Raw genomic sequence first — 15,476 nt, forward strand, 5'->3', positions numbered from 1 at the left:
AAGATAGGACTTCCCGTAACGGTTTTTCGTTACGGGATTTTTTTTGTCTATTTTTACCGGTATGGAGCTCCATAAGTTTACCCAATACCTGCAGTTGGAAAAACACTATTCCGACCACACTGTGAAAGCCTACCGGGCCGACCTTGAAACCTTCTTTGATTTTTGTATGGCCCATGGAGGGCAGCAGGATGTAGACCAGGTAAGTTACGGGGAGATACGTACCTGGATTGTGCACCTGGTCAATTCCGGTAAAAGTTCCCGGACGGTGAACAGGAAGGTGTCTTCTTTAAAGGCCTATTATAAATTCCTGCTTCGTATCGGGAAGATAGGGGCGGATCCTCTGGCCGGTCACCGCTCCCTTAAGGTGGCTAAGAAAGCGCAATTGCCCTTTTCAGAAAAGGAGGTTAAACTCGTCCTGGACGGACTGGGTTTTCCCAAAGGACTTTCCGGTCTCCGCGACCGCCTGATCATTGAATTATTCTACGTGACCGGACTTCGCAGAAGTGAGCTTATAGGGTTGAGGATTTCGGATGTGGATTTAGCCGGCGGAGAGTTGCGGGTGCTGGGGAAACGCAATAAGGAGCGTATCGTGCCCTTACTCGATGGAACTGCTGAAAGGATGGCCGAGTATATCCCCTTGAGAACCTTGGAATTCGGACAGGGTGAAAAAGGATGGCTTTTCCTCACCGATAAAGGAGGTAAACTCTATGATTCTTTTGTTTATAGATTGATAAATACCTATTTTAGTAAGGTGTCTGTGAAGGCAAAAAAGAGTCCGCATATCCTGCGGCATAGTTTTGCCACCCACTTATTAAATAATGGGGCAGACCTGAATTCGGTCAAGGAGTTACTGGGGCACTCCAGTCTGGCTTCCACCCAGGTGTATACCCATAATAACCTGACGGAGATCAAGAAGCAATTTTCGAGGCACCCCCGAAACCGTAAGGACTCCTGACCGGCAATGAAGTCTAATCCTTAAAACCTTAGAGATGGAAGTAAACACGCAATCTGTGAACTTCAATGTTCAACCGGATCTTCTCGATTTTATCCAAAAGCGTATGGATAAGCTGGATCATTTTTACGACAGGGTCATCTATTCGGATGTCTATCTGAAAGTGGAGAAAACCAGTGAGAAGGAGAACAAATTTGCCGAGATCAAAGTGCATGTTCCCGGGGATGATCTTATCGTGAAAAAGCAATGCAAAACCTTTGAAGAGGCGGTCGACTCAGCGGCCAGTTCTCTCGAGCGTGTGCTTACCAAAAGGAAGCAGAAACTCAGGCCTCATGCCTAGAGCAAAAATTTTTTGGAATTTATTTTGTAAAATGAATAATTTCTATACATTTGCAGTCCGTTAGAAATAGCGGACTTTTTTAGTGAAAAGCCGATGTAGCTCAGCTGGCTAGAGCAGCTGATTTGTAATCAGCAGGTCGTGGGTTCGAGTCCCTCTATCGGCTCTCTTTGAAAGGTTGAATTCCGGTTGTTTTTCGAAGCGATCGGTAAGGTTTCCGAAGGGTGTTTTTCCTTCGGGTCTGCCGGGGTGGAACACCCGGTTTCAGGTTCCTTGAAATTTTGGAAATTCATCGCGTAAACACTTCTTTTTTACTGAGGATTAACCTCTTGTGAAAAGGCAGAAAAAAAATCGCGAAAAAGACATAAAAAAACTTGTCTAGAGTCGGGTTTACAACTATATTTGCCCGCTCAAACATCAAAGGTTGTGTTGTAAATACAACTTGGGGAGATACTCAAGCGGCCAACGAGGACAGACTGTAAATCTGTTGGTTTTTACCTTCGCAGGTTCGAATCCTGCTCTCCCCACAAAACTCAGGTCAGACAGTTCTATTGTATAGGTTGTTTGATGAAAGGCGGGAGTAGCTCAGTTGGTAGAGCGTCAGCCTTCCAAGCTGAATGTCGCGAGTTCGAACCTCGTCTCCCGCTCTAAAATCTTACCGAACTTTAACGAGATTCGGTTTTCTAAAGTGCTTGAAGAGTCTTATATTTGCATTCCTTCTCCGAAGTAATGCCAGCTCTTTTCTAAAGTACTTTTGAGTTACCAAGCCGGCCGTTAGGCGGGCATTTTTGGTGGTAACTAAATAAGCCGATGTAGCTCAGGGGTAGAGCGCTTCCTTGGTAAGGAAGAGGTCACGAGTTCAATTCTCGTCATTGGCTCTTGTTGCGTTTAAATTTGAACACTAATATATAACTAAGATTAAAATTATTAAATCATGGCAAAGGAAACTTTCGATCGTTCCAAACCGCACTTAAATATAGGTACTATTGGACACGTAGATCACGGTAAAACTACTTTGACTGCTGCTATTACTAAGGTATTAGCAGACGCTGGTCTTTCTGAGTCTCGTTCATTCGATTCTATCGATAACGCTCCGGAAGAAAAAGAGAGAGGTATTACTATTAACACTTCGCACGTAGAATACCAAACTGCAAATCGTCACTATGCACACGTTGACTGTCCTGGTCACGCTGACTATGTGAAGAACATGGTAACAGGTGCTGCTCAGATGGACGGAGCTATTCTTGTAGTTGCTGCTACTGATGGTCCTATGCCACAAACTCGTGAGCACATCCTTCTTGGTCGTCAGGTAGGTGTTCCTAGAATCGTTGTATTCCTTAACAAAGTGGATATGGTTGATGATGAGGAGCTTCTTGAGTTGGTAGAGATGGAGGTAAGAGAACTTCTTTCTTTCTACGAGTATGATGGAGACAACGGTCCTGTAATTCCAGGATCTGCACTTGGAGCCCTTAACGGGGAGCAAAAGTGGGTTGACTCTGTAATGAAGCTTATGGATGCGGTTGATGAGTGGATCGAACTTCCTCAGCGTGATGTAGATAAGGATTTCCTTATGCCGATCGAGGATGTATTCACCATTACTGGTCGTGGTACTGTAGCTACAGGACGTATCGAGTCTGGTGTTGCTAAAACCGGAGATCCGGTTGATATCATCGGTATGGGTGCTGAGAAGCTTACTTCTACTATTACCGGGGTTGAGATGTTCCGTAAGATCCTTGACAGAGGTGAAGCTGGAGATAACGTAGGTATCCTTCTTAGAGGTATTGAGAAATCTGATATCAAGAGAGGTATGGTTATCTGTAAGCCAGGTTCTGTGAAGCCACACGCTAAATTCAAAGCTGAGGTGTATATCCTTAAGAAAGAAGAAGGTGGTCGTCACACTCCATTCCACAACAACTACCGTCCACAGTTCTACGTACGTACAACTGACGTGACCGGAACTATCAGTCTTCCTGATGGAGTTGAAATGGTAATGCCAGGTGATAACCTTACTATTACTGTAGAGCTTCTTTCGCCTATCGCACTTAATAAAGGTCTTCGCTTCGCGATCCGTGAAGGTGGTAGAACTGTAGGTGCAGGTCAGGTAACTGAGATTTTAGACTAAGTTCTAGATAAATAAATATCAAGTTAAGGGTATCCTGTCGTCAGGCGGGATGCCTTTAAACTTGAATAGACGGGTGTAGTTCAAGGGTAGAATAGCGGTCTCCAAAACCGTTGATGGGAGTTCGAATCTCTCCACCCGTGCGAATAGTAATACGAAGATACTATGGTTAATTATATGAAAGAGTCGTTCGAGGAATTAAGAGCGAATGTAACCTGGCCAAGCTGGGCAGAAGGACAAAACCTGATGGTGGTAGTGGCTGTGTTTTCCATTCTTTTTTCTCTGGCGATCTGGGGAATAGATACGGTGTTCAGCAAGGTCATCAGTTTCTATTTCAGTCTAATCAACTAAGAATATTAAAGCATTTCAATTGCAATGGCAGAAGCATTAGCAAAACAATGGTACGTAGTGAGGGCCGTAAGCGGTCAGGAAAACAAAGTGAAGGGGTATATCGAACAGGAGATCTCCAGGCTGGGTTATTCTGATTATGTGGATGAAGTGCTGGTGCCAACTGAAAAAGTAATACAGATCCGGAACGGGAAGAAGATCAGCAAAGAGCGCGTTTATTTTCCCGGTTATGTAATGGTAAAAGCCAATCTTGGTGGTGAGGTGGTTCACGTGATCAAATCGATCACCGGGGTTATAGGTTTTCTCGGAGAGGTTAAGGGAGGTGATCCTGTGCCGTTGAGAAAATCAGAGGTCAACCGTATGTTAGGTAAGGTTGATGAGCTAACCGTAAAAACGGACAATGTAGCGATACCGTATACCATAGGAGAGACCGTAAAAGTAATTGACGGGCCTTTCAACGGGTTTAACGGGACAGTAGAGAAGATCAACGAGGAAAAGCGCAAGCTGGAAGTGATGGTGAAGATCTTCGGGAGAAAGACTCCGCTGGAATTAAGCTACATGCAGGTAGAGAAAATATAATTGTTACATTATATAGATGCGCCTTGCTTCCATTAGGGCGTTTCGAATGTTAAATTGAACTATTAAACAATGGCAAAAGAAGTTAGTAAAGTAGTTAAGCTACAAGTTAGGGGAGGTGCTGCGAATCCGTCGCCACCGGTTGGACCCGCTCTAGGTGCTGCCGGCGTTAACATCATGGAGTTCTGTAAGCAGTTTAATGCGCGTACACAGGACAAACAGGGTAAGGTATTACCTGTTGTTATCACGGTTTACTCCGATAAGTCATTCGACTTCGTTGTAAAAACACCGCCAGCGGCAGTTCAGCTAATGGAAGCGGCTAAGGTTAAAAAAGGTTCAGGAGAACCAAACCGTAAGAAAGTAGCCAGCGTTACCTGGGAACAGGTGAAGGCTATCGCAGAAGACAAAATGCAGGATCTTAATGCATTCACCGTGGAATCAGCCATGAGCATGGTTGCCGGTACTGCAAGATCAATGGGTCTAACGGTTTCAGGTGAAAAGCCTTTTTAATCTTAAAAGAATCTAGAAATGGCACGATTAACGAAAAAACAAAAAGAGGCTGCAGCAAAAATCGACAGAAGTAAACTTTACTCTGTTGCAGAAGCGTCTCAATTGGTAAAAGATATCACAAACGTAAACTTTGATGCATCTGTAGACCTTGCAGTTCGTCTTGGAGTGGACCCGCGTAAAGCTAACCAAATGGTTAGAGGTGTGGTAACCCTTCCTCACGGAACCGGTAAGGATGTAAAAGTACTTGCCCTGGTAACTCCGGATAAGGAGGCTGAGGCTAAGGAAGCAGGAGCAGATTATGTTGGTTTGGACGAGTATCTTCAAAAGATCAAAGACGGTTGGACAGATGTTGATGTGATCATCACTATGCCAAGCGTAATGGGTAAACTCGGACCCCTAGGACGTATTCTCGGTCCAAGAGGATTAATGCCGAACCCAAAGACCGGTACGGTAACTATGGATGTTGCTAAGGCTGTTGGAGAGGTGAAGGCTGGTAAGATCGACTTTAAAGTTGATAAGACCGGTATCGTTCACGCTTCCATCGGAAAGGCATCCTTTACTGCCGATAAAATCGCCGGAAACGCGAATGAATTAATCCAAACTTTAATTAAACTTAAGCCAACTGCGGCTAAAGGTACCTATATCAAGAGTATCTCAATGTCTAGTACAATGAGTCCCGGGGTGCCTGTCGATCCGAAAGCAGTTTAATTGGCAGTTGTAAATTTTTTGAATCATGACTAGAGAAGAAAAGTTAACGGTAATAGAAGATTTGACTGCACAGTTAGCTGATAGTGGGGTAATTTACCTCGCAGATATATCAGGATTAGATGCCCAGACAACCTCCAACCTAAGGAGAGCTTGTTTTAAGGCAAACATCAAGCTTGCAGTTGTTAAGAATACCTTGCTTGCAAAAGCAATGGAAGCTTCTGACAAGGACTTCGGAGAACTTCCTTCTACATTAAAAGGAAACACCTCTCTGATGCTTTCAGAAACCGGTAACGCTCCGGCTAAGCTTATCAAGGATTTCAGAAAGAAATCTGAAAAGCCCCTTCTAAAGGGAGCCTTCATCGAAGAGGCGATCTTCGTTGGAGATGATCAGCTGGAAACTCTTGTGGCTATCAAGTCTAAAGAGGAAGTTATCGGAGATATCATCGGATTGCTACAATCGCCTGCTAAGAACGTTATCAGCGGTCTTAAGAGCGGAGGTGGGAAACTGGCCGGTATCCTGAAGACCCTTTCAGAGAAAGAATCATAAGAACGCACTTAAACAATTATACATTAAAATTTTACATTAAAAACGATAGAAAATGGCAGATTTAAAAGATTTTGCAGAACAATTGGTTAACCTTACCGTAAAAGAAGTAAACGAGTTAGCTGATATCCTTAAAGAAGAATATGGTATCGAGCCTGCAGCTGCTGCTGTAGCTGTTGCTGGTGGTGGTGCTGCCGGTGGTGGTGACGCTGCTGAGGAGAAAACTGAGTTTGACGTTATCCTTAAGGCCGCTGGTGCTTCTAAGCTTGCTGTTGTTAAGCTTGTAAAAGAGCTTACCGGACTTGGGCTTAAAGAAGCTAAAGAAATGGTAGATAGCGCTCCTAAAGCTATCAAAGAAGGTATCTCTAAAGATGAGGCCGAAGGTCTTAAGTCGTCTTTAGAAGAGGCTGGTGCTGAGGTAGAATTGAAGTAATTTTGCCTTACAGCTCAAGCTGTAAAAACACGGTTTAGGTCTATCCCCGAAGGTGGGGATAAGACCTAAACCCTTTTGCGTATATGACGATATACGTAAGTTAACATTTATTTTAATCATAATACTGTCCATTGATGTTCACAAATCAGACTGAAAGAATTAATTTCGCCTCAGCTAAAAGCACTCCGGACTACCCGGATTTTTTGGACATTCAGATCAAATCCTTCCAGGACTTCTTCCAGCTGGAAACCAAATCTGAAGAGCGGGGTAACGAAGGTCTTTACAACACCTTCATGGAGAACTTCCCTATTACTGATACGCGCAATCAATTTGTACTTGAATTCTTAGATTATTTTATCGACCCTCCAAGGTATTCCATTCAGGAGTGTATCGAAAGAGGATTGACGTACAGCGTGCCGTTAAAAGCGCGTTTGAAGCTTTACTGTACAGATCCGGAGCATGAAGACTTCGAGACCATCGTACAGGACGTATACCTGGGAACGATCCCTTATATGACTCCCAGTGGTACCTTTGTGATCAATGGAGCGGAAAGGGTTGTGGTTTCTCAATTGCACCGTTCTCCCGGAGTTTTCTTCGGACAATCTTTCCACGCTAACGGAACCAAGCTGTATTCTGCAAGGGTGATTCCTTTCAAAGGTTCCTGGATCGAATTTGCTACCGATATCAACAGCGTAATGTACGCTTATATCGACCGTAAAAAGAAATTACCTGTAACCACGCTTTTCCGGGCTATCGGATTTGAGCGTGATAAAGACATTCTGGAAATCTTCGACCTGGCAGAAGAGGTGAAGGTAACCAAAACCGGACTTAAAAAAGTACAGGGCCGTAAACTGGCTGCCCGTGTACTTAAAACATGGCACGAGGATTTTGTGGATGAGGATACCGGAGAAGTGGTATCTATTGAACGAAATGAGATCATCCTCGACAGGGATACCGTTCTTGAGAAAGAGCACCTGGAAGAGATCCTGGACACCGACGTGAAGACCATCCTCCTGCATAAGGAAGACAGTCAGACCGGAGATTATGCCATTATTTACAATACCCTTCAAAAGGACCCTACAAATTCTGAAAAAGAGGCTGTAGAACACATATACCGTCAGCTGCGTAATGCAGAACCGCCGGATGAGGAAACTGCCCGTGGTATTATCGATAAATTATTCTTCTCAGACCAGCGTTACAACCTCGGAGAGGTGGGACGTTACCGAATGAACAAAAAACTCGGTCTTGACATTGAGATGGATAAGCAGGTGCTTACCAAGGAAGATATCATCACGATCATCAAGTACCTTATCGAGCTTATTAATTCCAAAGCGGAAATTGACGATATCGACCACCTTTCCAACAGACGTGTTCGTACCGTTGGAGAGCAGTTGTCTACACAGTTTGGTGTAGGTCTGGCCCGTATGGCAAGAACCATCCGTGAGCGTATGAACGTACGTGATAACGAGGTGTTTACCCCTATTGACCTGATCAACGCCAAAACACTTTCTTCTGTAATTAACTCGTTCTTTGGTACCAACCAGCTGTCACAGTTCATGGACCAGACCAACCCGCTTGCAGAGATCACGCACAAGCGTCGTCTTTCTGCCCTTGGGCCTGGAGGTCTGTCCAGAGAGCGTGCCGGATTCGAGGTTCGTGACGTTCACTATACCCACTACGGTAGGTTGTGTCCGATCGAAACCCCGGAAGGACCAAACATTGGTCTGATCTCCTCGCTGTCTGTTTTCGCCAAGGTGAACAATATGGGATTCATTGAAACCCCTTATCGCACCGTGGAAAATGGAAAAGTGAATCTCGGAGAGGTACTTTATCTGAGTGCCGAAGAAGAGGAAGGAAAGAAAATTGCTAAGGCAAACATTCCGTTAAAAGACGACGGAACCATAGTGAACGATAAGGTTATTGCTCGTGAGGAAGGTGACTTCCCCGTGGTAGACCCTGCAGAAGTTCAATATACCGACGTGGCGCCAAACCAGATTGCTTCGATCTCGGCCTCGCTGATCCCGTTCCTGGAACACGATGATGCGAACCGTGCACTGATGGGATCTAACATGATGCGTCAGGCGGTTCCGCTATTGCGCCCGGAATCACCTATTGTAGGAACCGGACTGGAACGCCAGGTAGCTTCAGATTCCAGAGTACTGGTAAATGCTGAAGGTGACGGGGAAGTGGATTACGTAGATGCTAAGAAAATTATAATCAAGTACGATCGCACCGATACGGACAGGTTGGTGAGCTTCGACGATGATTATAAGGCTTACGATCTCGTAAAATTCCGCAAGACCAACCAGGGAACTTCGATCAACCTGAAGCCTATCGTTAGAAAAGGCGACAGAGTGAAGAAGGGACAGGTACTTTGTGAAGGGTATGCCACCCAGCAGGGAGAACTTGCACTGGGTAGAAACCTTCAGGTGGCCTTCATGCCCTGGAAGGGATATAACTTTGAGGATGCGATCGTGATCTCAGAAAAAGTGGTTAGGGAAGATATCTTTACCTCTATCCACATCGATGAGTACTCACTGGAAGTTAGGGATACCAAACTGGGAGCAGAAGAGCTTACCAACGATATTCCAAACGTATCCGAAGAGGCTACCAAAGAACTCGATGAGAATGGTATGATCAGGATCGGAGCCGAGGTGAAGCCCGGAGATATCCTGATCGGTAAGATCACTCCTAAAGGAGAATCTGATCCTACTCCGGAAGAGAAACTGCTTCGTGCCATCTTCGGTGATAAGGCCGGAGATGTGAAGGATGCCTCCCTGAAGGCTTCTCCTTCGCTTAGTGGAGTGGTAATCGATAAGAAACTGTTCTCAAGAGCAATTAAAGACAAGCGCAAGAGAGCAAAAGATAAAGAAGATATTGCCAAGTTGGAGTTGGAATACGAAACCAAGTTCAACCAGTTGAAAGATGTATTGGTAGAGAAACTCTTCTCTATAGTAAATGGTAAGACTTCTCAGGGGGTATTTAACGACCTCGGAGAGGAAGTATTGCCAAAAGGGAAGAAGTACACCTTGAAAATGCTGAATGCTGTAGACGATTTCGCCCACCTGGTGAGCGGAACCTGGACTACTGATGATGAGACCAATGCGCTTATCAACGATCTTCTTCACAATTATAAGATCAAATTAAATGACCTGCAAGGGGCGCTTCGAAGAGATAAGTTTACCATCTCTGTAGGGGACGAACTTCCTGCGGGAATCATGAAGCTTGCAAAAGTGTATATCGCCAAGAAGCGTAAGTTGAAGGTAGGTGATAAAATGGCAGGTCGCCACGGGAACAAGGGTATCGTAGCACGTATTGTACGTCAGGAAGATATGCCGTTCCTGGAAGACGGTACACCGGTTGATATCGTGCTGAACCCACTTGGGGTACCATCGCGTATGAACATTGGACAGATCTATGAGACCGTTCTTGGATGGGCTGGTAAGAAACTTCAGAAGAAGTTCGCTACCCCGATCTTTGACGGAGCTTCACTGGACGAGATCAATGAACTTACCGATGAAGCCGGTATTCCACGCTTCGGACATACCCACCTTTACGATGGGGGAACCGGAGAACGTTTTGACCAGGCCGCTACAGTAGGTGTGATTTACATGCTTAAATTAGGTCACATGGTAGATGATAAGATGCACGCACGTTCTATCGGACCATACTCGCTTATTACCCAGCAACCTCTTGGAGGTAAGGCACAATTCGGGGGTCAGCGTTTTGGTGAGATGGAGGTATGGGCACTGGAGGCCTATGGTGCATCGAGCACGCTAAGAGAGATCTTGACCGTTAAATCTGATGATGTAATCGGTAGAGCTAAAACCTACGAGTCGATCGTTAAGGGAGAAAGCATGCCGGAGCCCGGATTACCTGAATCGTTCAATGTATTGATGCATGAACTGAAAGGACTCGGACTCGACATCAGATTAGAAGAATAAATTTTGGATCGCTGCCTTCCCCGGAGGGCAGCGGTTTAAAACGTAAGTTAAATTACACTTAATTCATTATCACCATTTATTATGGCTAGAAATAAAGATAAGAATACAGTACAGAGATTTAATAAGATCTCGATCGGATTAGCATCTCCCGAGGCCATTCTTGCCGAATCCAGAGGAGAGGTGTTAAAGCCGGAAACCATTAACTACCGTACCCATAAGCCCGAGCGGGACGGTCTTTTCTGTGAGCGTATCTTTGGTCCTGTAAAAGACTATGAGTGTGCCTGCGGTAAGTATAAAAGAATCCGTTATAAGGGTATTGTTTGTGACCGATGTGGAGTGGAAGTTACCGAGAAAAAGGTACGTAGAGACAGAGTAGGTCACATTAACCTGGTAGTACCTGTAGCGCATATCTGGTATTTCCGTTCCTTACCTAATAAGATTGGTTATCTTCTTGGATTGCCGTCCAAGAAACTCGATATGATCATTTACTACGAACGTTACGTAGTAATCCAGCCTGGTATTGCAAAGAATGCCGACGGGGATCCTGTTGAGAAAATGGATTTCCTGACGGAGGAAGAATACCTGAACATCCTGGATTCTATCCCGGCAGAGAACCAGTATCTCGACGATTCTGACCCGAATAAGTTCATCGCCAAGATGGGTGCCGAATGTCTGATCGAACTGCTTTCACGTATCGATCTTGACGGACTTTCTTATGAACTCCGACACAAGGCGCACAACGAGACCTCAAAACAACGTAAAACTGAAGCCCTGAAAAGGCTGCAGGTTGTGGAGGCCTTCCGCGATGCACAGCAGAACCGTGAGAACAATCCGGAATGGATGATCATGAAGGTCGTACCGGTAATTCCGCCGGAATTACGTCCGTTAGTTCCTCTGGATGGTGGACGTTTTGCCACTTCAGACCTTAATGACCTGTACAGAAGGGTAATTATCCGAAATAACCGTCTGAAGCGTCTTATGGAGATCAAAGCTCCTGAGGTGATCCTTAGAAACGAGAAGCGTATGCTGCAGGAATCTGTAGATTCACTTTTCGATAACACCCGTAAGTCTTCAGCGGTAAAAACCGAATCCAACAGACCACTTAAATCGCTGTCTGATTCCCTTAAAGGAAAACAGGGGCGTTTCCGTCAGAACCTCCTCGGTAAGCGTGTTGACTATTCTGCACGTTCGGTGATCGTTGTAGGTCCTGAGCTGAAACTCTATGAGTGTGGTCTTCCTAAAAATATGGCAGCAGAGCTTTACAAGCCCTTTGTGATCCGAAAGTTGATCGAAAGAGGTATTGTGAAAACCGTGAAATCTGCCAAGAAAATTATTGACAAGCGCGAGCCTGTAGTTTGGGACATCCTTGAGAATGTACTTAAAGGACACCCGGTACTGCTTAACCGTGCCCCCACGCTTCACCGTCTGGGTATCCAGGCCTTCCAGCCAAAACTGATCGAAGGTAAGGCGATCCAGCTGCACCCATTGGTGTGTACGGCGTTTAACGCTGACTTTGACGGTGACCAGATGGCGGTTCACCTTCCATTGGGTCCTGAGGCGATCCTGGAGGCGCAGCTGCTCATGCTTGCTTCTCATAACATCCTGAACCCTGCAAATGGTTCACCAATTACCGTACCTTCTCAGGATATGGTACTTGGATTGTACTATATGACCAAGGGTCGCAGATCGACTCCGGAACGTCCTATCAAAGGAGAGGAACTTACGTTCTATTCGGCCGAAGAGGTAAATATCGCCTTTAACGAAAAACGTGTAGAGCTTAATGCCGTGGTTAAGGTGCGTGCCAAGGATTATAATGAGAAGGGAGAACTGGTAAATCAGATCATCGAAACTACGGTAGGTCGAATCCTGTTCAACCAGGTAGTGCCTGAAGGTGTAGGGTATGTGAACGAGCTCCTTACCAAGAAATCACTTCGTGATATTATTGGAAAGATCCTGAAGGCTACCGATGTACCAACCACTGCTGACTTCCTTGATAAGATCAAGAATATGGGGTACAACTTCGCATTTAAAGGCGGATTGTCATTCTCGCTGGGAGATATTATTATTCCGGAAGAGAAACTCGCTATGATCGAGGAAGCCAACGGGCAGGTAGACGGTATTATGATGAACTATAATATGGGTCTTATCACCAATAACGAACGTTATAACCAGGTGATCGACGTTTGGACCTCTACCAATGCCATGCTTACTGAGCTTGCCATGAAGCGTATCCGTGAGGATAACCAAGGGTTTAACTCGGTATTCATGATGCTTGACTCCGGAGCGAGGGGATCTAAAGAGCAGATCCGTCAGCTTACCGGTATGCGTGGTCTGATGGCGAAACCTAAGAAATCGACAGCCGGTGGTGGGGAGATTATCGAGAACCCGATCCTTTCGAACTTTAAGGAAGGGCTTTCGATCCTGGAATACTTTATTTCTACTCACGGTGCACGTAAAGGTCTTGCGGATACCGCTCTTAAAACGGCGGATGCAGGATACCTGACCCGTCGTCTGGTAGACGTTTCACAAGATGTGATCGTAAATGCAGAAGACTGTGATACCCTGAGAGGAGTAGAGGTAGAGCCATTGAAGAAAAACGAAGAAGTGGTGGAAAGCCTGGGAGAACGTATCCTGGGACGTGTATCACTTCACGACGTATACGATCCGCTAACGGAAGAATTGCTGGTATCTGCCGGTGAGGAGATCGATGAAGTAGCGGTGAGAAAGATTGAAGAATCACCTATCGAGCGCGTTGAAGTGCGTTCCCCTCTTACCTGTGAGGCCAAGCAAGGAATCTGTGCCAAGTGTTACGGACGTAACCTGGCTACCGGTAAGATGGTTCAGAGAGGTGAAGCTGTTGGTGTGGTTGCTGCCCAGTCTATCGGGGAGCCCGGTACACAGCTTACCCTTCGTACCTTCCACGTAGGGGGTATTGCAGGAAACATCTCTGAGGAGAACAAGATCATTGCCAGATTCAATTCTAAGATCGAGATCGAGGATCTGAAAACTGTAAAAGGTGAGGATAGTGAAGGAAACAAGGTCGATATCGTTATCTCCAGAACAGCGGAGGTGAAGTTTATCGATGAGAAGACCGGAATTACCCTCGGTACCAATAACGTACCTTACGGTTCGCAAATCTTTGTAAAAGACGGACAGTCACTGAAGAAAGGTGATGTGGTTTGTCAGTGGGATCCATATAATGCGGTAATTATCTCCGAATTCTCCGGTAAGGTAGGATTCGAAAACATCGAACAAGGTGTTACCTACCAGGTAGAGATCGATGAGCAAACCGGATTCCAGGAGAAGGTGATCTCTGAATCGAGAAATAAGAAACTTATCCCAACCCTTCACATCAAGGATGCCAAAGGTGATGTTATGCGTTCGTATAACCTGCCTGTTGGAGCTCACCTTATGGTTGAAGACGGAGATAAGATCAAGGAAGGTAAGATCCTTGTTAAGATCCCGCGTAAGTCGTCTAAGGCAGGGGATATTACAGGAGGTCTTCCAAGGGTAACCGAGCTTTTCGAAGCGCGTAACCCTTCTAACCCTGCAGTGGTCTCTGAGATCGACGGGGTGGTTTCCTTCGGTAAGATCAAACGTGGTAACCGCGAGATCATCGTTGAGTCTAAACTCGGGGAGATCAAGAAGTACCTGGTTAAACTTTCGAACCAGATCCTGGTTCAGGAGAATGACTACGTACGTGCCGGTATGCCGCTTTCCGATGGATCTGTAACACCTGAGGATATCCTTAGAATTAAAGGACCATCTGCGGTACAGCAGTACCTGGTGAACGAAGTACAGGAAGTATACCGTTTACAAGGGGTGAAGATCAATGATAAGCACTTTGAGGTGGTTGTTCGTCAGATGATGCGTAAGGTAAGGATCACCGATTCCGGAGATACCATCTTCCTTGAGCAGCAACTGGTTCATAAAGATGACTTTATTGAAGAGAACGACAGGATCTTCGGTATGAAGGTCGTAGAGGATGCCGGGGATTCAGAAACCATGAAACCCGGACAGATCATTACTCCACGTCAGTTGAGGGATGAGAACTCTATCCTGAAACGTGCAGACAAGGCGTTGGTAACTGCAAGGGAAGCAATTCCTGCAGTGGCTACTCCGATACTTCAGGGTATTACCCGTGCTTCGCTCCAAACCAAATCGTTTATCTCGGCAGCTTCCTTCCAGGAAACTACCAAAGTACTTAACGAGGCGGCAGTGAATGGTAAGGTGGATAACCTTGAAGGTCTGAAGGAGAATGTGATCGTTGGACATAAGATCCCTGCCGGTACCGGTATGAGAGATTATGACAACATCATCGTCGGATCTAAAGAAGAATACGAAGAAATCATGGCCCATAAAAAACCTCAGGTCAATTTCTAAGATAGTTTTCAATTTACAATAAGAATACCCCGGTAACCCCGGGGTATTTTTTTTGAATATGCTTACCTTTAATCGGTGTAATAAACAGATTACTTATGAGCGAAAAGAAAGAACAAAATAAGGGGCAGATCAATATAGAGCTCGATGAACAGGTAGCAGAAGGAACGTATTCCAACCTGGCCATCATTAACCATTCGGTTTCTGAATTCGTTGTGGATTTCGTGAATATCATGCCCGGAAAACCCAAGGCAAAAGTAAAGAGCCGCATCATTCTGACGCCCCAGCATGCCAAACGTTTTCTGAAGGCCCTTGGAGAAAATGTGGCCCGTTTTGAACAGGCACATGGTGAGATCAAGGATTATGAACAACCTCCAATGCCTTTGAATTTCGGACCAACGGGGGAGGCTTAAAAGTATAACAGAGCAGACACAATAAAAACTCCGGATATTTTTATTGCGGGTATAGCCTGGTTTGAACGCTGTCATCGCATAAAGCAATCAGCTGGACTTCGTGATTTTACCTGAGTATTGGGAAAAGTTGTGCTCCTATAAAATTGGAATTCACTGAATTCTTAGGGGGGAGTTATCATACGCAGCGCTGCATGAAGTGCACCATTTTTTGA

The 15,476-nt window shown here is 45.4% G+C and carries 12 protein-coding genes and 5 tRNA genes; all 17 read left to right on the forward strand.

What is annotated here, in order from left to right; genetic code table 11:
• Positions 1-61 precede the first annotated feature (61 nt).
• Positions 62-955 (forward strand): tyrosine-type recombinase/integrase, encoded by an 894-nt coding sequence (locus K7R11_RS07105; RefSeq protein ID WP_224489849.1) that lies wholly within the window; start codon positions 62-64, stop codon positions 953-955.
• Between the two features lie 34 nt (positions 956-989).
• On the forward strand, positions 990-1,292 hold the full coding sequence (gene hpf, locus K7R11_RS07110; RefSeq protein ID WP_224489850.1) for a ribosome hibernation-promoting factor, HPF/YfiA family: 303 nt from the start codon (positions 990-992) through the stop codon (positions 1,290-1,292).
• A gap of 89 nt (positions 1,293-1,381) precedes the next feature.
• Positions 1,382-1,455: transfer RNA gene (locus K7R11_RS07115), tRNA-Thr, on the forward strand.
• A 278-nt stretch (positions 1,456-1,733) separates the two neighbouring features.
• Positions 1,734-1,816, forward strand: a tRNA-Tyr gene (locus tag K7R11_RS07120).
• Positions 1,817-1,863: 47 nt separating this feature from the next.
• A tRNA-Gly gene (locus K7R11_RS07125) sits at positions 1,864-1,936 on the forward strand.
• Between the two features lie 159 nt (positions 1,937-2,095).
• Positions 2,096-2,167: transfer RNA gene (locus K7R11_RS07130), tRNA-Thr, on the forward strand.
• A 56-nt stretch (positions 2,168-2,223) separates the two neighbouring features.
• The gene (tuf, locus tag K7R11_RS07135) at positions 2,224-3,411 is read left to right on the forward strand and encodes an elongation factor Tu (protein ID WP_224489851.1); all 1,188 of its coding nucleotides are present in this window, start codon (positions 2,224-2,226) and stop codon (positions 3,409-3,411) included.
• A gap of 69 nt (positions 3,412-3,480) precedes the next feature.
• Positions 3,481-3,551 (forward strand) — tRNA-Trp (locus K7R11_RS07140).
• Positions 3,552-3,573: 22 nt separating this feature from the next.
• Positions 3,574-3,759, forward strand: coding sequence for a preprotein translocase subunit SecE (secE, locus tag K7R11_RS07145; protein WP_224489852.1), 186 nt, complete (start codon positions 3,574-3,576; stop codon positions 3,757-3,759).
• A 24-nt stretch (positions 3,760-3,783) separates the two neighbouring features.
• Positions 3,784-4,335: a transcription termination/antitermination protein NusG gene (nusG, locus tag K7R11_RS07150; RefSeq protein WP_224489853.1), complete on the forward strand. Its 552-nt coding sequence runs from the start codon at positions 3,784-3,786 to the stop codon at positions 4,333-4,335.
• Positions 4,336-4,404: 69 nt separating this feature from the next.
• Entirely contained in the window at positions 4,405-4,842 is a 438-nt protein-coding gene (gene rplK, locus K7R11_RS07155; RefSeq protein WP_224489854.1) for a 50S ribosomal protein L11, read from the forward strand.
• Positions 4,843-4,860: 18 nt separating this feature from the next.
• Complete coding sequence (gene rplA / locus K7R11_RS07160; protein WP_224489855.1) at positions 4,861-5,550, forward strand: 50S ribosomal protein L1; 690 nt, start codon at positions 4,861-4,863, stop codon at positions 5,548-5,550.
• A 25-nt stretch (positions 5,551-5,575) separates the two neighbouring features.
• Entirely contained in the window at positions 5,576-6,097 is a 522-nt protein-coding gene (gene rplJ / locus K7R11_RS07165; protein ID WP_224489856.1) for a 50S ribosomal protein L10, read from the forward strand.
• Between the two features lie 52 nt (positions 6,098-6,149).
• Positions 6,150-6,527: a 50S ribosomal protein L7/L12 gene (gene rplL, locus K7R11_RS07170; protein WP_224489857.1), complete on the forward strand. Its 378-nt coding sequence runs from the start codon at positions 6,150-6,152 to the stop codon at positions 6,525-6,527.
• Between the two features lie 134 nt (positions 6,528-6,661).
• Positions 6,662-10,471: a DNA-directed RNA polymerase subunit beta gene (rpoB, locus tag K7R11_RS07175; RefSeq protein ID WP_224489858.1), complete on the forward strand. Its 3,810-nt coding sequence runs from the start codon at positions 6,662-6,664 to the stop codon at positions 10,469-10,471.
• Positions 10,472-10,552: 81 nt separating this feature from the next.
• Positions 10,553-14,854, forward strand: a complete 4,302-nt coding sequence (gene rpoC / locus K7R11_RS07180) for a DNA-directed RNA polymerase subunit beta' (protein WP_224489859.1) — start codon at positions 10,553-10,555, stop codon at positions 14,852-14,854.
• 95 nt (positions 14,855-14,949) lie between these two features.
• Positions 14,950-15,264 (forward strand): DUF3467 domain-containing protein, encoded by a 315-nt coding sequence (locus K7R11_RS07185; RefSeq protein ID WP_224489860.1) that lies wholly within the window; start codon positions 14,950-14,952, stop codon positions 15,262-15,264.
• Positions 15,265-15,476 lie beyond the last annotated feature (212 nt).

The organism is Robertkochia flava, from assembly GCF_020166515.1.
Lineage (GTDB): Bacteria > Bacteroidota > Bacteroidia > Flavobacteriales > Flavobacteriaceae > Robertkochia > Robertkochia flava.